Origin of the sequence: Enterobacter sp. SECR19-1250 (assembly GCF_013391025.1) — a bacterium.
Classification (GTDB): domain Bacteria; phylum Pseudomonadota; class Gammaproteobacteria; order Enterobacterales; family Enterobacteriaceae; genus Enterobacter; species Enterobacter cloacae.
The window spans coordinates 99,012-121,360 of the sequence record NZ_JACASJ010000002.1 but is presented as its reverse complement, the minus strand read 5'-3'; the positions used below and the strand labels follow the sequence as shown (position 1 = coordinate 121,360).

23 protein-coding genes are annotated in these 22,349 nt (G+C 57.7%); 14 read left to right on the top strand and 9 right to left on the bottom strand.

Annotation, left to right across the window (positions count from 1 at the left end; translation table 11 throughout):
• Positions 1–1,017: iron uptake system protein EfeO (gene efeO / locus HX884_RS01185; RefSeq protein WP_178327512.1), on the bottom strand; the 1,017-nt coding region annotated here is incomplete at its 3' end.
• A 43-nt stretch (positions 1,018–1,060) separates the two neighbouring features.
• Entirely contained in the window at positions 1,061–1,894 is an 834-nt protein-coding gene (efeU, locus tag HX884_RS01180) for an iron uptake transporter permease EfeU (RefSeq protein ID WP_178327511.1), read from the bottom strand.
• Positions 1,895–2,144: 250 nt separating this feature from the next.
• On the opposite strand from efeU, the gene HX884_RS01175 reads away from it, so the two are divergent.
• Positions 2,145–3,329 carry a NupC/NupG family nucleoside CNT transporter gene (locus tag HX884_RS01175; RefSeq protein ID WP_020689647.1) on the top strand — a complete coding sequence of 395 codons (1,185 nt, stop codon included), beginning with the start codon at positions 2,145–2,147 and terminating at the stop codon, positions 3,327–3,329.
• 70 nt (positions 3,330–3,399) lie between these two features.
• Here the strand turns inward: HX884_RS01175 and HX884_RS01170 are convergent, their stop codons facing one another.
• The gene (locus tag HX884_RS01170) at positions 3,400–3,819 is read right to left on the bottom strand and encodes a DUF3574 domain-containing protein (protein ID WP_178327510.1); all 420 of its coding nucleotides are present in this window, start codon (positions 3,817–3,819) and stop codon (positions 3,400–3,402) included.
• Positions 3,820–3,936: 117 nt separating this feature from the next.
• Positions 3,937–5,445 carry a sodium/proline symporter PutP gene (gene putP, locus HX884_RS01165; protein ID WP_178327509.1) on the bottom strand — a complete coding sequence of 503 codons (1,509 nt, stop codon included), beginning with the start codon at positions 5,443–5,445 and terminating at the stop codon, positions 3,937–3,939.
• A 422-nt stretch (positions 5,446–5,867) separates the two neighbouring features.
• Here putP and putA point away from each other — a divergent pair, with 422 nt between their 5' ends.
• Together putA and HX884_RS01155 are read left to right on the top strand one after the other, a co-directional pair.
• Positions 5,868–9,830 (top strand): trifunctional transcriptional regulator/proline dehydrogenase/L-glutamate gamma-semialdehyde dehydrogenase, encoded by a 3,963-nt coding sequence (gene putA / locus HX884_RS01160; RefSeq protein ID WP_178327508.1) that lies wholly within the window; start codon positions 5,868–5,870, stop codon positions 9,828–9,830.
• A gap of 101 nt (positions 9,831–9,931) precedes the next feature.
• A complete protein-coding gene (locus tag HX884_RS01155; protein WP_029882762.1) occupies positions 9,932–10,321 on the top strand; it encodes a lysozyme inhibitor LprI family protein in 390 nt (129 codons plus the stop codon).
• Positions 10,322–10,389: 68 nt separating this feature from the next.
• Here HX884_RS01155 and rutR read toward each other — a convergent pair whose 3' ends face one another.
• A complete protein-coding gene (rutR, locus tag HX884_RS01150) occupies positions 10,390–11,028 on the bottom strand; it encodes an HTH-type transcriptional regulator RutR (protein WP_013097192.1) in 639 nt (212 codons plus the stop codon).
• 242 nt (positions 11,029–11,270) lie between these two features.
• On the opposite strand from rutR, the gene rutA reads away from it, so the two are divergent.
• From rutA to rutG, 7 genes are read left to right on the top strand one after another with little or no spacing between them, the layout of a single operon-like run.
• Positions 11,271–12,362: a pyrimidine utilization protein A gene (rutA, locus tag HX884_RS01145; protein ID WP_178327507.1), complete on the top strand. Its 1,092-nt coding sequence runs from the start codon at positions 11,271–11,273 to the stop codon at positions 12,360–12,362.
• On the top strand, positions 12,362–13,051 hold the full coding sequence (gene rutB / locus HX884_RS01140; protein ID WP_013097194.1) for a pyrimidine utilization protein B: 690 nt from the start codon (positions 12,362–12,364) through the stop codon (positions 13,049–13,051). The genes rutA and rutB overlap by 1 nt, the downstream gene beginning before the upstream one ends.
• An 11-nt stretch (positions 13,052–13,062) precedes the next feature.
• Entirely contained in the window at positions 13,063–13,449 is a 387-nt protein-coding gene (gene rutC, locus HX884_RS01135) for a pyrimidine utilization protein C (protein ID WP_013097195.1), read from the top strand.
• Positions 13,450–13,456: 7 nt separating this feature from the next.
• Complete coding sequence (gene rutD / locus HX884_RS01130; RefSeq protein WP_062934252.1) at positions 13,457–14,257, top strand: pyrimidine utilization protein D; 801 nt, start codon at positions 13,457–13,459, stop codon at positions 14,255–14,257.
• Between the two features lie 9 nt (positions 14,258–14,266).
• Entirely contained in the window at positions 14,267–14,857 is a 591-nt protein-coding gene (locus HX884_RS01125; protein ID WP_013097197.1) for a malonic semialdehyde reductase, read from the top strand.
• Between the two features lie 9 nt (positions 14,858–14,866).
• On the top strand, positions 14,867–15,361 hold the full coding sequence (gene rutF / locus HX884_RS01120; protein WP_045902804.1) for an NADH-dependent FMN reductase RutF: 495 nt from the start codon (positions 14,867–14,869) through the stop codon (positions 15,359–15,361).
• Positions 15,362–15,382: 21 nt separating this feature from the next.
• Complete coding sequence (rutG, locus tag HX884_RS01115; RefSeq protein ID WP_178327506.1) at positions 15,383–16,711, top strand: pyrimidine utilization transport protein G; 1,329 nt, start codon at positions 15,383–15,385, stop codon at positions 16,709–16,711.
• Between the two features lie 35 nt (positions 16,712–16,746).
• On the opposite strand, the gene HX884_RS01110 is transcribed toward rutG, so the two are convergent.
• Together HX884_RS01110 and HX884_RS01105 are read right to left on the bottom strand one after the other, a co-directional pair.
• On the bottom strand, positions 16,747–17,640 hold the full coding sequence (locus HX884_RS01110; protein ID WP_029882766.1) for a DMT family transporter: 894 nt from the start codon (positions 17,638–17,640) through the stop codon (positions 16,747–16,749).
• 120 nt (positions 17,641–17,760) lie between these two features.
• On the bottom strand, positions 17,761–17,931 hold the full coding sequence (locus HX884_RS01105) for a general stress protein (RefSeq protein ID WP_013097201.1): 171 nt from the start codon (positions 17,929–17,931) through the stop codon (positions 17,761–17,763).
• A 391-nt stretch (positions 17,932–18,322) separates the two neighbouring features.
• Here HX884_RS01105 and wrbA point away from each other — a divergent pair, with 391 nt between their 5' ends.
• Both wrbA and HX884_RS01095 read left to right on the top strand, forming a co-directional pair.
• On the top strand, positions 18,323–18,919 hold the full coding sequence (gene wrbA / locus HX884_RS01100) for an NAD(P)H:quinone oxidoreductase (RefSeq protein WP_013097202.1): 597 nt from the start codon (positions 18,323–18,325) through the stop codon (positions 18,917–18,919).
• A gap of 18 nt (positions 18,920–18,937) precedes the next feature.
• Positions 18,938–19,165 carry a YccJ family protein gene (locus tag HX884_RS01095; protein ID WP_008499832.1) on the top strand — a complete coding sequence of 76 codons (228 nt, stop codon included), beginning with the start codon at positions 18,938–18,940 and terminating at the stop codon, positions 19,163–19,165.
• Positions 19,166–19,197: 32 nt separating this feature from the next.
• Here the strand turns inward: HX884_RS01095 and agp are convergent, their stop codons facing one another.
• Positions 19,198–20,439, bottom strand: a complete 1,242-nt coding sequence (agp, locus tag HX884_RS01090) for a bifunctional glucose-1-phosphatase/inositol phosphatase (RefSeq protein ID WP_178327505.1) — start codon at positions 20,437–20,439, stop codon at positions 19,198–19,200.
• 152 nt (positions 20,440–20,591) lie between these two features.
• Between agp and HX884_RS01085 the strand changes: the two genes are divergently transcribed.
• Positions 20,592–21,035: a helix-turn-helix domain-containing protein gene (locus HX884_RS01085; RefSeq protein ID WP_020689657.1), complete on the top strand. Its 444-nt coding sequence runs from the start codon at positions 20,592–20,594 to the stop codon at positions 21,033–21,035.
• A gap of 125 nt (positions 21,036–21,160) precedes the next feature.
• Complete coding sequence (locus HX884_RS01080; protein ID WP_178327504.1) at positions 21,161–21,955, top strand: SDR family oxidoreductase; 795 nt, start codon at positions 21,161–21,163, stop codon at positions 21,953–21,955.
• 1 nt (position 21,956) lies between these two features.
• Here the strand turns inward: HX884_RS01080 and HX884_RS01075 are convergent, their stop codons facing one another.
• Positions 21,957–22,316: a helix-turn-helix domain-containing protein gene (locus HX884_RS01075; RefSeq protein ID WP_013097206.1), complete on the bottom strand. Its 360-nt coding sequence runs from the start codon at positions 22,314–22,316 to the stop codon at positions 21,957–21,959.
• Positions 22,317–22,349 lie beyond the last annotated feature (33 nt).

The following is a 22,349-nucleotide window of genomic DNA, read 5'->3' as shown; positions in this document are numbered from 1 at the left end:
AAAACACCGAAAGAGATAATTGAAAAGGGTGTTGCGTTGACAGGTTGAATCTACATCCACTTTCGCCAGCAGCTCGCTGTTCTCTTTCTGCAGCTGTGGGCGCAGCAAGTTAACAATTTTCTGTGCGCCATCGACGTTCGCCTGGAAATCCCACAGATCAGTGTGGCTGTAGCGATCTTCTTCACCGCTGATTTTGCTGGCGGCCACTTCTTCAATCAGTCCGGCCGCACCGCCCACCACTTTAGATGGCGGGAAGGCCAGCTCGCTGATGCGCTTTTGCAGCTCCAGCACGTCGCTGTTGAGCTGATCGGCATACTTCTCCATCCCTTTGGTGGAGTTATCGCCAAACAGGGCTTTCTCCAGACGGTGGAAGCCGGTGAATTTTGGATCGGCCGCTTTCTGCTCGTAATCGTCTTCACGGGCATCAATGCTGCCATCAAGATCGGAGAACAGCTCCGCAATCGGCTCAATGCGCTCGTAGTGCTGACGGGTGGGCGCATACAGGGATTTCGCTTTTTCGATATCGCCCGCTTTCACCGCATCCGTAAAGGCTTTGGTTCCCGCTGCCAGGTCTGCCGTCTCTTTGATGACATACGCTTTATAAGCGGTGATGGCATCGCCCAGGCTCAGCAGGGCCGTGCCTTTCGCGGCATCCGCTGTGGCATTCCCCTTAACGATGAGCTTACCTTTCGGGTTGGTCAGCAGACCGCAGGTCATGTCATATTCACCCGGCTGCAGGTTAGCCGTCATTTTCTGGCTAAAGCCCGGCGCGATATTTTCGCGCTCTTCCACGACCATCACGCCTTTGAGAATTTCCCACTCCAGCGCTTTCTGGCTGTGGTTCTGAATAATAAATTGTGTCTTACCGCTGTTGACCGTAATGGTCATCGGCTCACACTGCTTATCATTCACCGTCACCTTGACCTGTGGAATATCAGCAGCCTGAGCGGCGAAGGCAGAAGCAACAAGCGCTGCCACACCAACCTGTAACGCACTACGACGAAATTGAATTGCCATGACCCTTCCCTTTTAAAAGTATGTTGTAACTACAGTAAGCACATCAGGGCGCAGTACGCGACGGCTGAGCGCTGGGGCGCGATGGCATAAAGAACAGCGCCAGCGCCGGAATAAGATAGATAAAGTACATCGCCACTTCACTGACGCTTGGCGTTTCCTGGTAGCCGAAGATCCCTTCGAGCAGCGTGCCGGTCAGTGAATGGGTAGAAATAACATTGCTGAGATCGAACGCCACATCCTGGAAGTGGTTCCACAGACCCGCCTCATGGAAAGCGCGGATCGCCCCTGCCGCCAGCCCTGCGGCCACCAGCAAAATGAACAGGCTGGTCCATTTAAAGAAGGCCCCCAGGTTCAGGCGAATGCCACCCCAGTAGAGCAGGAAACCCAGCACCACGGCCGTTGCCAGCCCCAGCATCGCCCCCAGCGGTGGCCAGATCCCCACATCCTGCTGAAAGGCAGCCAGCAGGAAGAAAACGGATTCCAGACCTTCACGCGCCACGGCGAAAAAGACCATCATGATCAGCGCCCAGCCGTGATGATTTCCCTTCTGCAGGGCATTATCTACCGCCTGCTCCAGTTGCATCTTCACGTTACGCGAGACTTTACGCATCCAGAACACCATCCAGGTGAGGATCACCACCGCTATCACGGCAACGATACCTTCGAACAGCTCCTGCTCTTTCTGCGGGAATTCACCGGTGGTTTCATTGATCAGAATGCCCAGGCCCAGACAGAGCGCAGCGGCGAGGAAAACCCCTATCCACATCACCCCAATCCAGCGTCCGCGCTGGGTTCGCTTCAGATAACTGGCGATGAGGCTAACAATGAGGGCCGCTTCCAGGCCTTCGCGTAACATAATGAGAAAAGGAACAAACATGCAGACACCTTAAATGTTTATCGCGGTCAACTGATGCAAAGAAAGGTAAATTCTTGTGATAGTGATTATCATTACGGCGATAAGAAAAACAAGCGAAATGTGTGGTTTTTGATGACGAGTTGTAAACGCATCGCGGGGTAATAGTTGCGCTCGTGACGTTCCGGTTTATAAGGTATAACGAAAATGCCCATTTACGGTTAATCAGCGCTGTGGCTAAATATCCGCCTCGCAAACTAACCGAAAATAAACCATGTTTAAGATTGTCCATTTCCTGCTGGCGCTGGTGATTATTCTTGCGCTTGCCTGGCTGGTAAGTTTTGACCGCCGAAAAATTCGCATTCGCTTTGTTTTACAGCTGATCGTTATTGAAATTGCGCTGGCGTTCTTTTTCCTGCACGCCGAAAGCGGGTTATTCCTGATTAAATACGTCTCCGGTTTCTTTGAATCACTGCTGAAATTTGCCGGCGAAGGGACCAATTTCGTCTTTGGCGGAATGGGTGAAAAAGGGCTGGCGTTCATTTTCCTCGGCGTGCTTTGCCCAATTATTTTTATCTCCGCACTCATTGGTATTCTTCAGCACTGGCGCATTCTGCCGATTTTTATTCGGCTGATTGGCACGCTGCTGTCAAAACTGAACGGCATGGGCAAGCTGGAATCCTTTAACGCGGTGAGTTCTCTGATCCTCGGACAGTCTGAAAACTTTATTGCCTACAAGGGCGTACTGGGCGATCTCTCGTCACGTCGCCTGTTCACCATGGCGGCCACGGCCATGTCGACCGTCTCCCTGTCGATTGTCGGTGCCTATATGACCATGCTCGACGCTAAATTTGTGGTGGCGGCGCTCATTCTGAACATGTTCAGCACCTTTATTATTCTCTCCGTCATCAACCCGGTTCGCCCGGAAGCGGAGCCGGATATTAAGCTCGAAAAACTGCATGAATCCCAGAGCTTCTTCGAAATGCTGGGCGAGTATATTCTGGCCGGTTTTAAAGTGGCGATGATTATTCTGGCGATGCTGATTGGCTTTATTGCGCTTATTAGCGCCATTAACGCCCTCTTCTCCAGCGTATTTGGCATGAGCTTCCAGCAGATCCTGGGCTATGTGTTTTATCCGCTGGCGTGGCTGGTGGGTATTCCGCTGAGCGATGCCTTAAATGCCGGCAGTATTATGGCAACTAAGCTGGTAGCGAATGAATTTGTGGCGATGATTGAACTGCAAAAAATTGCGCATCAGATGTCACCGCGCGGACTGGGGATTTTATCCGTGTTCCTGGTGTCGTTCGCCAACTTCGCCTCTATCGGTATTGTCGCAGGTGCAATCAAGGGCCTGAACGAGCAGCAGGGCAACGTGGTGTCGCGGTTTGGTCTGCGTCTGGTGTATGGCGCGACGCTGGTGAGTTTGCTGTCGGCGAGCTTTGCGGGCCTGGTGCTGTGATGTGATGCCGGGTGGCGCGCAGCGATCCCGGCCTACGATACAACAACGGCGGGTTATCCCGCCGTTTTCATTAAAACTGCACACACACCGGCTGATCGACCCGCATCACCGACTCCTGCGCAAAGCGGGACTTATAGATACCGCGTAACGCCTCAATGTTCTTCTCGCTCTGCACATCTTTTCCGTGGATCAGCATCAACGCCTTGCTCGGCTCACGCGCTACTTTACCGTCGTTGCCCAGCCACTGTCCGCGCGCATCAAACACCGTTAAGCCATCACGAAAACGCGGCGTCACGTCCCGGTCAACAAACTGCTGCCACTCGTCGGGGGTGATCTGCGCCCCGGCCGGACGATTTAAGCCGAAATAAAGCGTGGTCTGCTGCATCTGGTTATCCACTTTGCAGGTGTCAGTCGCCGTATGCTGCGACGGTGCCGTACAGCCAGCCAGCATCAGGAATGCCACTGCCAGTAACCCTGTTTTGATTGTCATGCTTCGCTATCCTCATTGTTATAAGTGCAGCGATATCACCGTAAATTACGGATTTTGGCAAGAAAAAAGCCGGGTGGCGCTGACGCTCACCCGGCTTACAGTGTGCAGGAAGAAAAATTACTCAGCCTGTAGCTTCGTCGGCGGCGCAGTGTGGTAATGGGCATCCGCTTCCGCAAAGCGTTTCTGCATGGAGGCAGACGGCGCTTTACCCAGCAGGCTAAAGACCACAATACCGAGACTGCAGAAGATGAAACCCGGGATAATTTCGTACAGGCCCAGCCACGCGAACTGTTTCCAGACGATAACCGTGACCGCACCGATAATCATCCCCGCCAGCGCGCCGTTACGGGTCATACGCGACCACATCACGGAGAACAGCACCACCGGACCAAACGCCGCACCAAAGCCCGCCCACGCGTAGCTCACCAGACCCAGCACGCGGTTTTCCGGGTTCGACGCCAGCGCAATGGCCACCAGCGCCACCACCAGCACCATGAAGCGCCCTACCCACACCAGCTCTTTCTGGCTTGCGCCTTTACGCAGGAATGCCTTGTAGAGGTCTTCGGTGATCGCACTGGAGCAGACCAGCAGCTGGCAGCTCAGGGTGGACATCACCGCCGCCAGAATAGCGGAGAGCAGAATACCGGCAATCCATGGGTTAAACAGCACCTGCGCCAGCTCGATAAACACACGCTCGGCGTTCTGGTTTACCGCTCCCGCCTGCGCCGGGTTGTTGTTGAAGTATGCAATGCCAAAGAAGCCCACCGCGCACGCCCCTGCCAGGCAGAGGATCATCCACGTCATACTGATGCGACGCGCATGAACGATGGTGTGGTGAGAGTCGGCCGCCATAAAGCGCGCCAGGATATGCGGCTGACCGAAATAGCCCAGACCCCAGCCCATCAGGGAGACAATGGCGACAAAGTTCAGCCCTTTGAGCATATCGACGTTTTCAATGCTCTTCTGCTTGATCACTTCCAGCGACTCGCCAAAACCACCAACGGTGAAGATCACAATCACCGGGGTCAGGATCAGGGCGAAAATCATCAGGCTCGCCTGCACGGTGTCGGTCCAGCTTACCGCCAGGAACCCACCCACGAAGGTGTAGAGGATGGTAGCCGCCGCACCGGCCCACAGGGCGGTTTCGTAGCTCATGCCGAAGGTGCTTTCGAACAGACGCGCACCGGCCACAATGCCGGAGGCACAATAGATAGTGAAGAACAGCAGGATCACTACCGCCGAGATAATGCGCAGAATGCGGCTGTTATCTTCGAAACGGCCGGTGAAATAATCCGGCAGCGTCAGGGCGTTGTTGTTCACTTCGGTATGCACGCGCAGACGGCCTGCTACCAGCTTCCAGTTAATCCACGCCCCGAGAGTCAGGCCAATGGCGATCCAGCTTTCAGAGATGCCGGAGATGAAAATCGCACCCGGCAGCCCCATCAGCAGCCAGCCACTCATGTCCGATGCCCCCGCAGAAAGCGCAGTCACCATTGGGCCTAAACTGCGGCCACCCAGAATGTAGTCGTCAAAGTTCTTTGTAGAACGCCATGCCAAAAACCCTATCAGGATCATGCCAAAAATATAAACGAGAAATGTCACCAGCATCGGTGTGCTCATTGCCATTCAAATTCTCCAAAAGTCGAGCGACAACCGTCCGGGTTGCCTTGTTATGTCATCACCGGAACGGGGTGATGGGTATCTGTGTTTCTGTTGGCCGCGCGTATCCTGCCGTAAGCAGTGCTCGCACACAAACGATTTAACACTGCATTTACATCAAATTCATCCCCGGTTTTATATGTCTTTCCTATAGGTTGCACTCGCTCACATTTATACGGGTTGCACCTTTTAAAAGTGTTAAGTACCGCATAAAAACAGGCTTCGTATGCAGAAGCCAGCGCTTTTTTCCAGCTAACCATCCGTTAACAATCCATTCATTTTTCAGCTTGCTAGCCGGGTCACATTTAACACAGTTGCACAAAGTTGCAACATGGTGGATATTTCAGGCTAACCACCGAACACGATCAAAGAACAACAGGAGTTTTGGCATGGGCATGACCACCATGGGGGTTAAGCTGGATGACGCAACCCGCGAACGGATTAAGACCGCAGCAACCCGCATTGACCGCACGCCGCACTGGCTAATCAAGCAGGCAATTTTTAACTATCTCGAACGGTTTGAGAGCGACGAAGGTCTGCCCGAGCTGCCCGCCCTGCTGGCAGGTGCCGCCAATGAGAGCGAAGACGCGCCGGTTGCTGGCGACGAGAATCATCAGCCGTTCCTGGAGTTCGCGGAGCAGATCCTGCCGCAGTCCGTCAGCCGCGCCGCCATTACCGGTGCGTACCGCCGTGCTGAAACGGACGCCGTGCCAATGCTGCTGGAGCAGGCTCGCCTGCCTGAAGCCGTCGCCGCGCAGGCGCACAGCCTGGCGTATCAGCTGGCCGACAAACTGCGTAACCAGAAAACCGCCAGCGGCCGTGCCGGTATGGTGCAGAGCCTGCTGCAGGAGTTTTCCCTCTCCTCCCAGGAAGGCGTGGCGCTGATGTGTCTGGCAGAAGCACTGCTGCGTATCCCTGACAAAGCCACCCGCGATGCGCTGATCCGCGACAAAATCAGCAACGGCAACTGGCAGTCACACATTGGCCGCAGCCCGTCGCTGTTCGTTAACGCCGCCACCTGGGGTCTGCTGTTTACCGGCAAGCTGGTCTCGACCCACAACGAAGCGAACCTCTCCCGCTCCCTGAACCGTATTATCGGCAAGAGCGGCGAGCCTCTGATCCGCAAAGGCGTGGATATGGCGATGCGCCTGATGGGCGAGCAGTTTGTTACCGGTGAAACCATCGCCGAAGCGCTGGCCAACGCCCGCAAGCTGGAAGATAAAGGGTTCCGCTACTCTTACGACATGCTGGGTGAAGCGGCCCTGACCGCTGCCGACGCGCAGGCCTACATGGTCTCTTACCAGCAGGCGATCCACGCCATCGGTAAAGCGTCCAACGGTCGCGGTATTTATGAAGGTCCGGGCATCTCAATCAAGCTCTCCGCCCTGCACCCGCGCTACAGCCGCGCGCAGTACGACCGGGTGATGGAAGAGCTCTACCCGCGCCTGAAATCCCTGACCCTGCTGGCGCGCCAGTATGACATTGGCATCAACATCGACGCCGAAGAGGCAGACCGTCTGGAGATCTCGCTCGATCTGCTGGAAAAACTGTGCTTTGAGCCGGAACTGGCAGGCTGGAACGGAATTGGCTTTGTTATTCAGGCCTACCAGAAACGCTGCCCGTTCGTTATTGATTACCTGATTGATCTGGCCAGCCGCAGCCGTCGTCGCCTGATGATCCGACTGGTAAAAGGCGCTTACTGGGACAGCGAGATCAAACGCGCCCAGATGGAAGGTCTGGAAGGCTACCCGGTTTACACCCGCAAGGTTTACACCGACGTCTCTTACCTCGCCTGTGCGAAAAAACTGCTCGGCGTACCAAACCTGATCTACCCGCAGTTCGCTACCCACAACGCTCATACCCTGGCGGCGATCTACACCCTGGCCGGGCAGAACTACTATCCGGGTCAGTACGAATTCCAGTGCCTGCACGGCATGGGTGAACCGCTGTACGAGCAGGTCACCGGTAAAGTGGCAGAGGGCAAGCTGAACCGTCCGTGCCGTATTTATGCTCCGGTGGGTACCCATGAAACCCTGCTGGCGTACCTGGTGCGTCGTCTGCTGGAGAACGGGGCGAACACCTCCTTCGTTAACCGCATTGCCGATACCACCCTGCCGCTGGACGAACTGGTTGCCGATCCGGTGCAGGCGGTTGAGAAAATGGCGGCTCAGGAAGGCCAGATTGGTCTGCCGCATCCGAAGATTGCCCTGCCGCGCGAGCTGTACGGCAAAGGCCGCATCAACTCGGCGGGTCTGGATCTCGCCAACGAACACCGTCTGGCGTCCCTCTCTTCTGCCCTGCTCAACAGCGCGCTGCAGAAATGGCAGGCCAAACCGATGCTGGAACAGCCGGTCGCAGACGGCGAGATGCAGCCGGTGATCAACCCGGCAGAGCCAAAAGATATTGTCGGCTACGTGCGTGAAGCCACGGAAGCGGAAGTGGAGCAGGCGCTGGAAAGCGCGGTAAACAACGCGCCAATCTGGTTCGCCACCCCGCCGCAAGAACGTGCCGCCATTCTGGAACGCGCCGCGGTGCTGATGGAAGATCAGATGCAGTCGCTCATTGGTATCCTGGTGCGCGAAGCGGGGAAAACCTTCAGCAACGCCATCGCCGAAGTCCGTGAAGCCGTCGACTTCCTGCACTACTACGCAGGCCAGGTACGCGATGATTTCGATAACGAAACGCACCGCCCGCTTGGTCCTGTGGTCTGTATCAGCCCGTGGAACTTCCCGCTGGCGATCTTCACCGGCCAGATTGCCGCCGCGCTTGCCGCAGGCAACAGCGTGCTGGCCAAACCGGCGGAGCAAACCCCGCTGATTGCCGCTCAGGGGATTAACATCCTGCTGGAAGCGGGCGTACCGGCGGGCGTGGTGCAGCTGCTGCCTGGGCGGGGTGAAACAGTGGGTGCGAAGCTCACTGCGGATAACCGCGTGCGCGGCGTGATGTTTACCGGCTCGACCGAAGTGGCCTCCCTGCTGCAGCGTAACATCGCCACCCGTCTGGATGCCCAGGGCCGCCCAACGCCGCTCATCGCGGAAACCGGCGGCATGAACGCCATGATTGTCGACTCCTCCGCGCTCACCGAGCAGGTAGTGGTAGACGTGCTGGCCTCCGCCTTTGACAGCGCGGGTCAGCGCTGCTCCGCCCTGCGCGTGTTGTGCCTGCAGGACGACGTGGCCGACCACACGCTGAAGATGCTGCGTGGTGCCATGGCCGAGTGCCGCATGGGCAACCCGGGCCGCCTCACCACCGATATCGGGCCGGTGATCGACGCGGAAGCCAAAGCGAATATTGAAAACCACATTCAAGCCATGCGTGCCAAAGGCCGTCCGGTGTTCCAGGCCGTGCGCGAGAACAGCGAAGATGCCCGCGAGTGGCAGACCGGCACCTTTGTGCCGCCTACGCTTATCGAACTGGCAAGCTTCGACGAGCTGAAAAAAGAGGTCTTCGGCCCGGTCCTGCACGTGGTGCGTTACAACCGTAACAACCTGAATGCATTGATTGAGCAGATCAACGCCTCCGGCTATGGCCTGACGCTCGGCGTGCATACCCGTATCGACGAAACCATCGCCCAGGTCACCGGCAGCGCCAAAGTGGGCAACCTGTACGTCAACCGCAACATGGTTGGCGCGGTCGTGGGCGTGCAGCCGTTCGGCGGCGAGGGGCTCTCCGGCACCGGTCCTAAAGCGGGTGGCCCGCTCTATCTGTACCGTCTGCTGGCGAACCGTCCTGAGCGCGCGCTGGGCGTGACGCTGGCACGCCAGGACGCGGACTATCCGGTGGATGTCCAGCTGAAAACCGTGCTGACGCAGCCGCTGGAAGCACTCATCACCTGGGCGGAAAAACGTACTGAGCTGCGCGCTGTCGCACAGCAGTACGGCGAGCTGGCGCAGGCTGGCACGCAGCGTCTGCTGCCGGGTCCTACCGGCGAACGCAACACCTGGACGCTGATGCCGCGTGAACGCGTGCTGTGCGTGGCGGATAACGAACAGGATGCGCTGGTTCAGCTGGCCGCCGCGATGGCAACAGGTTGTGAAGTGCTGTGGCCGGAAGACGGTCTGCACCGCGATCTGGCGAAGCAACTGCCGAAAGCGGTTTCTGCCCGCATTCACTTTGCGAAGCCTGATGCCCTGCTTGCGCAGCCGTTTGACGCGGTTATCTACCACGGTGATTCCGATCAGCTGCGCGAACTGTGCGAGCAGGTTGCGGCCCGCAGCGGGGCGATTGTTTCGGTGCAGGGCTTCGCCCGCGGTGAAACCAACCTGCTGCTGGAGCGCCTGTACGTGGAGCGTTCGCTCAGCGTCAACACCGCGGCAGCGGGCGGTAACGCCAGCCTGATGACAATCGGGTAATCGTGTACACTCTCCCCGGTGACGCTACGCTAACCGGGGCTACAACTTCACCTTAGGCCGGATAAGCACAGCGCATCCGGCTTTTTTACACGGAGGGGATGATGAAAAGAGTATTTCTCGCAGGCGCCGCCCTGCTGCTGAGCGCCAGCGCGCTGGCCGACGAGTGCGACAACGCCACTACGCAGCTTGAACTGAATACCTGTAGCGCGCAGCAGTACCAGGCCGCTGATAAAAAGCTCAACCAGACTTATCAGTCCGCCATTAAGCGTGCGGCGGCCCCACAGCGTGACCTGCTGAAAAAGGCGCAGCAGGCGTGGATCGCCCTGCGCGATGCGGATTGCAATTTTATCGGTTCTGGTACCGAGGGAGGCAGCGTGCAGCCTATGATCATTAGTCAGTGCCTGACGGAGAAAACCGTGGAACGCGAGGCGTTTCTGGCCTCGCTGATGCAGTGTGAAGAGGGCAACTTAAGCTGTCCCCTCACCCCATAGGGGCGAGGGATAAAAGACAGCACAGAACAGTCCCCTCTCCCCGTGGGAGAGGGTTAGGGAGAGGGAAACTAGCGCACGCGGATCCCTTCAATAATCATCCGCTGCACGTTTTCGAGAGTGCTCTGGAAAAACGCTTCGTCCTGCAGCGTCTTTCCGGTTACCGCTTCAACCTGGGCCGCAAAGTCAGCGTAGTGCTGGGTGGCGGCCCAAATCATAAAGATCAGATGCTGCGGATCGACAGGTGCCAGTTTGCCGCTGGCGACCCACCCGGCGATGATCGCGGATTTATCGTCCACCAGCTGTTTTAAATCCCCCGTCAGCTCTGCCTTCAGCAGCGGCGCGCCCTGCAGCATCTCCAGACAGAACAGCCGGGATGCCTGCGGATAATCACGGGACACCTCCAGCTTCAGGCGAATGTACTCTTTGATCGCCACCAGCGGGGCGAACTCCTGACGAAAGGCCTTTAGCGGCGCCAGCCAGATATCCAGGATCTGCTGCATTACTGCCACATACAGCGCCTCTTTCGACGGGTAATAGTAGAGCAGATTGGTTTTGGACACCCCGGCCTGCTCCGCCACCTGTTCCAGGCGCGTGCCGTGAATGCCGAACTGTGAAAAGGTCTCCAGCGCCGCACTGAGGATGGCGTGCTTTTTGGCGCTCACCGCCTGCGAACGTTTACCTGCTGTTTTCACTGCGCCTTGTGTCATCCCGCTCTCCTTATTCTGCGTTGCCAACAGCATAGCAAAACCCCCGCCTCGCCACGACATTCTGCACTCCCATCGCGCATGAATGCCTGTTTTGTGTGCAATGTTTTTGACCAGTTAGTCCACTTTTGTCACGTTCAATTCATCAACCATTGATTAACACATTAATAACAAAGCCATTTTGAAAACTGGCACTCCCTTTGCAAAACCCTGTTCACCTGCAACGTAGTGAAGAGAGGTTCGTGATGAAAATTGGCGTATTTGTACCCATCGGCAACAACGGCTGGCTTATCTCGACCACTGCCCCGCAATACATGCCGACCTTTGAGCTGAACAAAGCCATCGTGCAAAAAGCGGAGCACTACCATTTCGACTTTGCACTTTCGATGATCAAGCTGCGCGGCTTTGGCGGCAAAACCGAATTCTGGGATCACAATCTGGAGTCCTTCACCCTGATGGCGGGCCTGGCGGCGGTGACGTCACGGATTCAGATCTACGCCACCGCCGCCACGCTCACCCTGCCGCCAGCCATTGTCGCGCGGATGGCCTCCACCATCGACTCCATCTCCGGGGGGCGCTTTGGCGTCAATCTGGTCACCGGCTGGCAAAAACCGGAGTACGACCAGATGGGGCTCTGGCCGGGAGATGAGTACTTCTCGCGCCGCTATGAGTACCTTACCGAATACGTGCAGGTGCTGCGCGATCTGTGGGGTACCGGCAAGAGCGATTTCAAAGGTGACTACTTCACCATGCATGACTGTCGCGTCAGCCCGCAGCCTTCTGCGCCAATGAAGGTGATCTGCGCCGGGCAGAGCGACGCGGGAATGGCGTTCTCGGCAAAATACGCCGACTTCAATTTCTGTTTCGGTAAAGGCGTCAACACCCCCGCCGCCTTCGCCCCAACCGCCGCACGCATGAAAGAGGCCGCCGACAAAACCGGCCGTGATGTGGGCTCTTACGTGCTGTTTATGGTCATTGCCGACGAAACCGATGAGGCCGCGCGCGCCAAATGGGAGCGTTATAAGGACGGGGCCGACGACGAGGCCCTGAGCTGGCTCACCGAACAGAGCCAGAAAGATACCCGTTCCGGCGCGGACACCAACGTGCGCCAGATGGCCGACCCGACCTCTGCCGTCAATATCAACATGGGCACGCTCGTCGGCTCGTATGCCAGCGTTGCCAGAATGCTCGACGAAGTGGCCGCCGTTCCCGGCGCGGAAGGTGTTCTGCTGACCTTCGACGATTTCCTCACCGGTGTGGAGACCTTCGGCGAGCGCATTCAGCCGCTGATGCAGTGCCGCGCCCACATTCCTGCCATCACCAAGGAGGTGGCGTAATGACAACCCTTAATGCCCGTCCGGAAGCCATCACCTTTTCTGCACCGCAGAGCGCGCTGATTGTAGTGGATATGCAAAACGCCTACGCCAGCCCCGGCGGTTATCTGGATCTGGCGGGGTTTGACGTCTCCGCCACCCGGCCGGTAATTGAGAACATCAAAACCGCCGTCGCCGCCGCACGCGCCGCCGGGATGCTCATCATCTGGTTTCAGAACGGCTGGGACGATCAATACGTGGAAGCCGGTGGCCCCGGCTCGCCCAATTTTCACAAATCGAACGCCCTGAAAACCATGCGCAAACGGCCCGAACTGCAGGGCAAGTTGCTGGCTAAAGGTGGCTGGGATTATCAGCTGGTGGATGAACTGGTGCCGGAGGCAGGCGATATCGTGCTGCCCAAACCGCGCTACAGCGGCTTTTTCAACACGCCACTCGACAGCCTGCTGCGCAGCCGGGGCATTCGTCATCTGGTCTTTACCGGCATTGCCACCAATGTCTGCGTGGAGTCGACCCTGCGCGACGGCTTCTTCCTCGAGTATTTCGGCGTGGTACTGGAAGACGCCACTCATCAGGCGGGGCCGGAATTTGCCCAGAAAGCGGCGCTGTTCAATATCGAAACCTTTTTTGGCTGGGTCAGTAACGTCGCCGATTTTTGCGACGCCCTGAACCCGCCGCTCGCCCGTATCGCCTGAGGAGACATACGATGCCGAAATCCGTGATTATTCCACCGGGCACCAGCACGCCGATTGCGCCGTTTGTCCCCGGCACGCTCGCCGATGGCGTGGTGTACGTCTCTGGCACCCTGCCGTTTGATAAAGACAACAACGTGGTGTTTATCAACGACCCAAAGGCGCAAACGCGCCACGTGCTGGAGACGATCAAGACCGTGATCGAAACCGCGGGTGGCACGATGGAGGATGTGACGTTCAACAGCATCTTTATCACCGACTGGAAAAACTACGCCGCGATTAACGAGATCTACGCGGAGTTCTTCCCCGGCGATAAGCCGGCCCGCTTCTGCATTCAGTGCGGGCTGGTAAAGCCGGACGCGCTGGTTGAAATCGCCACCGTTGCGCACATTGGAAAGTGAGGCTGCCATGAAGCTCTCCGTCTCACCGCCCCCGTTTGACGGCGCGCCCGTCGTGGTGCTGATTGCCGGACTCGGCGGGGGCGGCAGCTACTGGTTACCCCAGCTAGCCGCGCTGGAACAGGAGTATCAGGTGGTCAGTTACGACCAGCGTGGCACCGGCAATAACCCTGACACCCTGCCGGAAGAGTACACCCTGGCGCAGATGGCCGGTGAGCTGGCACAGGCGCTGACCGCGTTCGGCATCACCCGCTACTGTGTGGTCGGCCATGCGCTGGGGGCGCTGATCGGCCTGCAACTGGCGCTCGACCACCCCGATGCCCTCACGGCGCTGGTGTGCGTCAACGGCTGGCTGACGCTGAATGCCCATACCCGACGCTGCTTTCAGATCCGCGAACGGCTGCTGCATGCCGGTGGCGCGCAGGCGTGGGTAGAGGCGCAGCCGCTGTTTCTCTATCCGGCAGACTGGATGGCCGCCCGCGCACCGCGTCTGGAGGCAGAAGAAGCACTGGCGCTGGCGCACTTTCAGGGCAAAAACAATCTGCTGCGCAGGCTGAACGCGCTGAAAAAGGCCGATTTTAGCCGCCATGCCGCCCGCATCGCCTGCCCGGTACACCTTATCTGTTCCGCCGATGACCTGCTGGTGCCCTCTGTCTGCTCGTCTGAGCTGCAGGCGGCGCTCCCGCACAGCCACAGCGTGGTGATGCGCCAGGGCGGTCATGCCTGCAACGTCACCGAGCCGGAAACGTTTAATACCCTGCTGCTGAACGGGCTTGCCAGCCTGCTGCACAGCCATGAACCCGCTTTATAAGGAGTTTCGATGAGCGAAGCCATTACCTCTGCCGCGCTGGATTCACTGTTCACCGGCGCACGCACCCACAACGGCTGGCTGGACATACCGGTCAGCGACGAGACGCTGCGCGAGATCTACGACCTGATGAAATGGGGGCCTACCTCCGCTAACTGTTCCCCGGCCCGTATTGTGTTTGTGCGCAGCGCAGAGGGTAAAGAGAAGCTGCGCCCCGCACTCTCCAGCGGCAACCTGGAGAAAACCCTCACCGCACCGGTCACCGCGATTGTGGCGTGGGACACGGAATTTTATGAGCGTCTGCCTGAACTGTTCCCGCACGGGGATGCGAAGAGCTGGTTTACCACCAGCCCCGCGCACGCTGAAGAGACCGCCTTTCGCAACAGCTCCATGCAGGCCGCTTATCTCATTTTTGCCTGTCGCGCCCTGGGGCTGGACACCGGCCCGATGTCCGGTTTTGACCGGCAAAAAGTCGACGAAGCCTTTTTCACCGGCACGCTGCTGAAAAGCAATCTGCTGATCAATATCGGCTATGGCGATGTGGGCAAACTCTACGGCCGTCTGCCGCGCCTGGCCTTTGAAGATGCCTGCGGGCTGGCGTAAGGAGCCATCATGACGACACCCGATAAACAAACCTTTCGCGATGCCATGGCCTGTGTGGGCGCGGCGGTCAATATCATCACCACCGACGGCCCTGCTGGCAGAGCGGGCTTCACCGCCAGCGCCGTATGCAGCGTCACCGACTCGCCCCCGACGCTATTGGTGTGTCTTAACCGCGGCGCGTCCGTCTGGCCGACGTTTAGCGAAAACCGCACCCTGTGCGTCAACACCCTGAGCGCCGGACAGGAGCCACTCTCCAACCTGTTTGGCGGCAAAACGCCGATGGAGGATCGGTTTGCCGCTGCCCGCTGGCAGACGGGCGAGACGGGCTGCCCGCGTCTGGAGGAGGCGCTGGCCTCGTTTGATTGCCGTATCAGCCAGGTGGTCAGCGTCGGCACCCACGACATTCTGTTTTGCGACATCCTGTCCATTATCCGCCACCCCGCCCCGCAGGGGCTGGTGTGGTTTGACCGCGGCTACCACGCGCTTATGCGACCCGCCTGTTAACCCTTCTTAAGGAAGCAGCTCATGGCAATGTTCGGATTTCCCCACTGGCAGTTGAAATCGACCTCTACAGAACCTGGCGTGGTCGCGCCGGATGAACGGCTCCCGCTCGGGCAAACCCTGGTGATGGGCGTCCAGCACGCGGTCGCCATGTTTGGCGCAACGGTGCTGATGCCGATGCTGATGGGCCTTGATCCCAATCTCTCCATTCTGATGTCGGGTATTGGCACCCTGCTGTTCTTTTTTGTCACCGGCGGGCGCGTGCCCAGCTATCTGGGCTCCAGCGCCGCCTTTGTCGGCGTGGTCATCGCCACCACCGGGTTTAACGGTCAGGGGATCAACCCCAACCTCAGCGTCGCCCTCGGCGGCATTATCGCCTGTGGTCTGGTCTATACCCTGATTGGCGTCGTGGTGATGAAGATCGGAACCCGCTGGATCGAGCGAATGATGCCGCCAGTGGTTACCGGCGCGGTGGTGATGGCGATTGGCCTGAACCTGGCGCCAATTGCCGTGAAGAGTGTCTCCGGCTCGCCGTTTGAGAGCTGGATGGCGGTGATCACCGTGCTGTGTATCGTTCTGGTGGCGGTATTCACCCGCGGCATGGTCCAGCGTCTGCTGATTCTGGTCGGGCTGATTGTGGCCTGTCTGATCTACGCCCTGCTGGCCAATGTCTTTGGTTTCGGCAAGCCTGTCGACTTTACCCTGCTCCATCAGGCTGCCTGGTTCGGTCTGCCGCAGATCACGTCGCCAACCTTTAACACGCAGGCCATGATGCTTATCGCCCCTGTCGCGGTGATCCTGGTGGCGGAGAACTTAGGGCATCTGAAGGCCGTGGCGGGCATGACCGGGCGCAGTATGGATCCGTATATGGGGCGCGCGTTTGTCGGGGATGGCCTGGCGACGATGCTCTCCGGGTCGGTGGGCGGCAGCGGTGTCACCACCTACGCCGAGAACATTGGCGTGATGGCGGTAACGAAAGTCTACTCCACGCTGGTGTTCGTGGCGGCGGCGGTCATGGCGATGCTGCTCGGCTTCTCACCAAAATTTGGTGCGCTGATCCACACCATTCCCTCGCCGGTCATCGGCGGCGCATCAATTGTGGTGTTCGGGTTGATTGCCGTGGCGGGAGCGCGCATCTGGGTACAGCATCGCGTCGATCTCAGCCAGAACAGTAACCTGATTATGGTGGCGGTCACGCTGGTGCTGGGTGCAGGTGATTTTGCCCTGACGCTGGGCGGATTTACGGTTGGCGGGATTGGTACGGCGACCTTTGGGGCGATTCTGCTTAATGCCCTGCTGAGCCGCCGGAAAGGGGATGAAGCGCAAGGGGAAGCCATCACCCCCTCCACCTGATATAAAGGCCCCTTACTTGCCGGGTGACGCTGCGCTTACCCGGCAATCGCCTTACGTCGTTTTTTGAGCTTTAGCTCACTCACCAGCACCCCAACAACGATAAACGCCGCGCCGACCAGCGCCAGCAGCGGTAAGCGCTCTCCGGCAATGCGTCCAAAAATCCCCGCCCAGACCGGTTCACCGGTGTAGATCACCGTCGCCCGCGTCGGCGACACGCTGCGCTGTGCCCAGTTCATGGTCACCTGAATAATGGCGCTGAAAATACCCAGCCCCAGCGCCACCACCACCAGCCCGGCAGACATCGGCGGAACCGACTCCCCTGCCGGAACCATCGTCGCGAACGCCACCAGCGACGCCGTGGCAAGCTGTACCACCGTGACGCGCTTAACGTCGACCTTCCCGGCCCAGGCGCTGATGAGGATAATTTCCGCGGCAATCGCAATGGCTCCCACCAGGGTAATGATCTCGCCCGGCCCCAGTGCCAGCAGGTTATTTTCCGGCCCGGCCAGCAAAATCAGGCCGATGAACGCCAGGACAATGCCGATGCAGGACATCACACCCGGCAGGCGTCCCAGACACAGCCATTGCAGTAACGGCACCAGCGGCACATACATGGCGGTGATAAAGGCCGATTTACTGCTGGAGATTGACTGTAACCCCCACGTCTGCAGGCTATACCCCATGGCGATCGCCACGCCAATCGCCACCCCGGCCTTGAGCTCCTGCAGGGTCAGCCCGCGCAGGGTTTTCAACGAGATCAACCCCACGGCAATCGCTGCCGTCGCAAAGCGCAGGCCGACAAAGAAGAACGGATCGCTCAGGGTGACCGCATACTGGACGGCGAGAAAGGTTCCGCCCCAGAACATGGTGATCAGAATGAGGATCGCTTCCTGAGGTTTGACGGAGAAGGTAAAACGAGAAACAGACATGAGGCACCAGAACGTAGAATGAAGGGACTAGTGTGCGATGCCTTTGATTGCAGTTCAATGTTACAGAAATAAAAAAACCGCCGGGAGAACCCGGCGGCAGAGGTCTTTCAACCCGGCGACTTACTTATTGCCGCCATGGCTGTTTTTACCCCCTTTTTTGCCAGCCTCAGATGCGCGCTGAGGGTCATTTTTAAAATTACCCCCGCTATGCTGGCCACCTTTACGGCCTGCTTCTGATGCTCTTTCACGATCTTCGGCGAAATTACCTGAACCACCACGATGGTTTGCCATCTCTAACCTCCAGTATGTGAAACATTAGACATCATATTGCATTCAGTAAAAGAGGATTCTTTCACCTCGCGGCTAAAGGACAGCGCCTTTATCTGTGCCGCGTGAAACTAAGCTTAGTGGACTGAGGGTATCCGGCAAGCTGTAGTTAATATTCTGCAACAAGATCTCAGTCTTTTGGGTGAGAAAACGCGGCGGTCATCCATAAGCCTTTCTTATCATTTCAAAAATCGTCGGCGGTAAAAATGTTTCATTTTGCTACAAGCCGCGATGGTCAGCATATTGTTATAAATCAAAGAAATGCCGTTCATTTTTGCAGTCTGGCTGTGATGTCATATCTTTAAATGAACGCAGCGATTCGCTGTCAGAAAAAACAAACGAGGAGTGATGCAAAATGGCTAAAGTTCTGGTGCTCTATTATTCCATGTATGGACACATTGAAACCATGGCTCACGCGGTAGCAGAAGGTGCAAACAAAGTGGACGGCGTGGAGGTTGTGGTAAAACGCGTACCGGAAACCATGCAGGCAGAAGCGTTCGCCAAAGCCGGAGGAAAAACCCAGAATGCGCCGGTCGCCACGCCTCAGGAGCTGGCGGATTACGACGCCATTATCTTCGGCACCCCCACCCGTTTTGGCAATATGTCAGGCCAGATGCGCACCTTCCTCGATCAGACGGGCGGGCTGTGGGCCTCTGGCGCGCTGTACGGCAAACTCGCCAGCGTGTTCAGCTCCACCGGGACCGGCGGAGGCCAGGAACAGACGATTACCTCAACCTGGACTACCCTTGCTCATCATGGGATGGTGATTGTACCGATTGGCTATGGCGCGCAGGAACTGTTTGATGTCTCTCAGGTACGTGGCGGCACACCTTACGGTGCAACCACCATTGCCGGTGGCGATGGATCCCGACAGCCGAGCAACGAAGAGCTCGCTATCGCCCGCTATCAGGGTGAATACGTCGCGGGTCTGGCCAAAAAACTGAACGGCTAACTCAACAGGAGGACAAGCATGCCAACTCAAGAATCCAAAGCTCACCACGTGGGCGAATGGGCAAGTTTACGCAATACCTCTCCGGAGATCGCCGAAGCCATTTTTGAAGTCGCGAAATACGATGAAAAACTGGCAGAGCAGATTTGGGAAGAAGGCAATGATGAAGTGCTGGTACGCGCCTTCGAAAAAACGGACAAAGACTCGCTCTTCTGGGGTGAGCAAACCATCGAACGTAAAAACGTCTGAGCGTTTCCCCCCGCCTGCGCGGGGGGATTATCTTATTTCGCCGCGTCGTTCATCACCGTATTAAATTTATCGATCGGGCAAAAACCGTTCGCATCCACCGGACACCCCTTCAGTTCCAGCGTCACGCGCTGCGCCGGAGACTGCAGCGACAGCACGCTGGCGTTACGCAGCTGCTCTGAGCTCTGATACACATACTCAATTTTCATCAGCTCGCGGTTGCCGTTTTTGTCGTGCCAGCGCTGGAAGACAATTTTGCCGCCGATTGGGGTGCGCTCCTGCTGGTCATGTAGCTGGTACGGCTTGAAGTCCAGCGCCGTCAGCAGAGAGGCAATGTTGGAGTCATGCCCCACCAGCAGGGTGATTTTCGGCGCTTTTGCCTGATCGGTCACCAGGGCTTTATCGATATACTTCACCAGCGGTTTGGCGACGTTTTGCGCCACCTCGGTTGAGGTAAACAGCGAGTCCTGATATCCGTTTTTCAGCTTCGACAATACGCGCCACTGCTGGTCGGTTTTAATCTCTCCCCAGGCCACCTGGTCGGCCGGGAAGCCTTCGTAATACTGCAGCGTGAACGCATCCACCAGCGAGTTGCCCACTTTCAGCGGCCCGGAAACGCCCGGTTCTTTTTCGTAGTCGGCGCTGAAGGTATCTTTCGCGTCTGCCAGTGAACAGACTTTTTTCTCTTTGCACGACGGCGAATCGGCGTAGTTCGTCATCTGCTCCAGCAGCCGGTAGCTTTCAGCAAGCTGCATTTTCTGGCGCTCGGACTCCATCGCCTTAAGCGCTTTTTCGCGGAATTCCGGTGAGTTATCGGTAATCACCGGGTTAAAGGTTGGGTCCATGGTGCCCATTTTGTCCTGATGATGCACAGGAACATCGCACCCCGGGAACGCGCCGGTAATGAAGAACTGCGCGGTAGCCACGGTGCGCTGCAGGCTGTTGGCGTAAGCATAAACGCTCTCCGCCGGTGGACATTCTCCCGTCTTCACCATCCCCTGCTGAGCCAGCCACTCGCGCATGTAGTGCCCCATGTAAACCTCCAGCACGCCACCTTTGGTGGTGAGCTGACCGCCCGGCACTTCCCATTCAGGCCATTGCTTTGGCGTGGACTGCTCCAGCACGCTGCCGTTATTGGCGAGCGGTGCGCGCAGGTTGTGACGGCTCATAATTAAAACTTGCTCCAGCTGATACCCTTCCGGCGTCTCTTGCGCCTGCACCCCGGAGGCTGCTGAAAAGAGACCGGCTACGGCCACCGCGAGTAGTGCTTTTCTCATCCCTAATTCCTCACTCGTTTTAAAATGTCGCGTTCAGTGTGACAGATCCGTGACAATTTTCCGGGAAGCATTTCTCAAACTGATGAATAACACGCTTACCCGGTGAGCAGATTAGTTTTATAATAAAACTACATACGCCCGGAGATTTGCCTGTGAAACGCACCCGTCTTGAAGAGAGTACCTGCCCTGTCGCCCGTTCGCTGGATATCATCGGCGACTGGTGGTCGCTGCTGATTGTTCGCGACGCATTGCGTGGGATTAAACGCTTCGGCGAGTTCCAGAAAAGCCTCGGTATCGCGAAAAACATGCTGACCGCGCGGCTAAAACTGCTGGTCGATGAAGGCATCCTCCGGCTCCAGCCCGCCTCCGACGGCAGCGCCTGGCAGGAATACGTTCTGACCGACAAGGGACGCGCACTCCAGACGGTGCTGGTTGCCCTGTCCCAGTGGGGCAATGAATTTTTGTTCGCGGAAAACGAATGCGGCACCGTTCTCGTTGATAGCGAACAGCGCAAACCGCTGCGTAAACTGCTGCTTATTGCCGACGATGGCCGCGAACTTAAGCCTGAAGAGATCGTGGCTAAACTCCCCTCCTGATCGTTCCCGACGGCAAAAGCACAAAATGACCACCAATATAGTTGCATTATAAAACCAAATAGCAGACAGTGAATTCAGTTTCATATTGAAACCAAATAACTCACTTTGCTTTGAGGTAACACACGATGATTATGCAAATCACTACCGCCCTGATTACGGGTGCCTCTTCCGGGATTGGTGCCGTCTATGCCGATCGCCTTGCCGCGCGCGGCGCTAACCTGGTCCTGGTCGCCCGCCGCGAGGATCGGCTGCAAACCCTCGCCGCCGACCTGCGCGCGCGCTATGGCGTGACCGTCGATATTCTGGTGGCCGATCTCACCGATGAAACCGGGATCCGCGCGGTAGAAGACGAACTGCGTAGCAATACCGCCATTGATGCGCTGGTTAACAACGCCGGCACCGCGCAGATGGCGCCGTTCCTCGCGGGCGATGTGGCCCAGCATCAGGCCATTAACACCCTCAATACCACGGCGCTGATGCGCCTGACCTATGCGATCCTGCCGCGCCTGGCGCAGAATAACCACGGTACGCTTATCAATATCGCCTCGGTGTTGTCCCTGCACGTGCGTGCAGGCAGCGCGCTGTACAGCGCCACCAAAGCCTGGGTGCTCAGCTTTACCCGTGGGTTACAGGAGGAGTTTGCCGACAGCAACCTGCGTATTCAGGCCGTCTTACCCGCCGCAACGGCAACAGAAATCTGGCAGCATTCCGGCGTGACGGTGAACGATCTGCCGGAAGGCTCGGTGATGACCACTGACGATATGGTGGATGCTTCGCTGGCGGGTCTGGATCAGGGCGAGCTGATTACCATTCCGCCAATGCATGATGCCAGCCTGTGGGATCGCTACGAAACGGCACGTCTGGAACTGTTTAACAGCGCCCGCACCGGCATCCCGGCGCCGCGCTATGTAAAACAGTAGGCTAACGCTCAAGCTGGTCGCCGTACTCACTCATCCAGGCGGCCAGCGGCGAGAGCGCCCCTTGCAGGGTCAACCCCAGCCCCGTTATCTGGTACTCCACGCGCGGTGGGATCTCCGGGTAAACCGTGCGCGACACCAGACCGCGCTGTTCGAACAGCCTGAGCTGCTTCGTGAGTTCTTTTTGCGTGATGGGGGCGGTAGCGCGCAGCAGATCGCCAAAGCGTACCGGCGCATTGAGGATAATCAGGCGATAAAGAACAGGGATCGCCCACTTCCCGGAAATCAGGTTCACAAACTGCGTCATCGGGCAGACATAAACCTCAGAATTTTTTTCACAACGTATATCGAGCAATTCCGCCATAGCACACCTCTTGCCGCATTAGTATCCAATTGG

Bases quoted from the DNA above. Each gene is read 5' to 3' on its own strand.
- efeU (WP_178327511.1), bottom strand. From the start codon at position 1,894: ATGTTTGTTCCTTTTCTCATTATGTTACGCGAAGGCCTGGAAGCGGCC.
- HX884_RS01175 (WP_020689647.1), top strand. From the start codon at position 2,145: ATGTTTAAGATTGTCCATTTCCTGCTGGCGCTGGTGATTATTCTTGCG.
- HX884_RS01170 (WP_178327510.1), bottom strand. From the start codon at position 3,819: ATGACAATCAAAACAGGGTTACTGGCAGTGGCATTCCTGATGCTGGCT.
- putP (WP_178327509.1), bottom strand. From the start codon at position 5,445: ATGGCAATGAGCACACCGATGCTGGTGACATTTCTCGTTTATATTTTT.
- putA (WP_178327508.1), top strand. From the start codon at position 5,868: ATGGGCATGACCACCATGGGGGTTAAGCTGGATGACGCAACCCGCGAA.
- HX884_RS01155 (WP_029882762.1), top strand. From the start codon at position 9,932: ATGAAAAGAGTATTTCTCGCAGGCGCCGCCCTGCTGCTGAGCGCCAGC.
- rutR (WP_013097192.1), bottom strand. From the start codon at position 11,028: ATGACACAAGGCGCAGTGAAAACAGCAGGTAAACGTTCGCAGGCGGTG.
- rutA (WP_178327507.1), top strand. From the start codon at position 11,271: ATGAAAATTGGCGTATTTGTACCCATCGGCAACAACGGCTGGCTTATC.
- rutB (WP_013097194.1), top strand. From the start codon at position 12,362: ATGACAACCCTTAATGCCCGTCCGGAAGCCATCACCTTTTCTGCACCG.
- rutC (WP_013097195.1), top strand. From the start codon at position 13,063: ATGCCGAAATCCGTGATTATTCCACCGGGCACCAGCACGCCGATTGCG.
- rutD (WP_062934252.1), top strand. From the start codon at position 13,457: ATGAAGCTCTCCGTCTCACCGCCCCCGTTTGACGGCGCGCCCGTCGTG.
- HX884_RS01125 (WP_013097197.1), top strand. From the start codon at position 14,267: ATGAGCGAAGCCATTACCTCTGCCGCGCTGGATTCACTGTTCACCGGC.
- rutF (WP_045902804.1), top strand. From the start codon at position 14,867: ATGACGACACCCGATAAACAAACCTTTCGCGATGCCATGGCCTGTGTG.
- rutG (WP_178327506.1), top strand. From the start codon at position 15,383: ATGGCAATGTTCGGATTTCCCCACTGGCAGTTGAAATCGACCTCTACA.
- HX884_RS01110 (WP_029882766.1), bottom strand. From the start codon at position 17,640: ATGTCTGTTTCTCGTTTTACCTTCTCCGTCAAACCTCAGGAAGCGATC.
- HX884_RS01105 (WP_013097201.1), bottom strand. From the start codon at position 17,931: ATGGCAAACCATCGTGGTGGTTCAGGTAATTTCGCCGAAGATCGTGAA.
- wrbA (WP_013097202.1), top strand. From the start codon at position 18,323: ATGGCTAAAGTTCTGGTGCTCTATTATTCCATGTATGGACACATTGAA.
- HX884_RS01095 (WP_008499832.1), top strand. From the start codon at position 18,938: ATGCCAACTCAAGAATCCAAAGCTCACCACGTGGGCGAATGGGCAAGT.
- agp (WP_178327505.1), bottom strand. From the start codon at position 20,439: ATGAGAAAAGCACTACTCGCGGTGGCCGTAGCCGGTCTCTTTTCAGCA.
- HX884_RS01080 (WP_178327504.1), top strand. From the start codon at position 21,161: ATGATTATGCAAATCACTACCGCCCTGATTACGGGTGCCTCTTCCGGG.
- HX884_RS01075 (WP_013097206.1), bottom strand. From the start codon at position 22,316: ATGGCGGAATTGCTCGATATACGTTGTGAAAAAAATTCTGAGGTTTAT.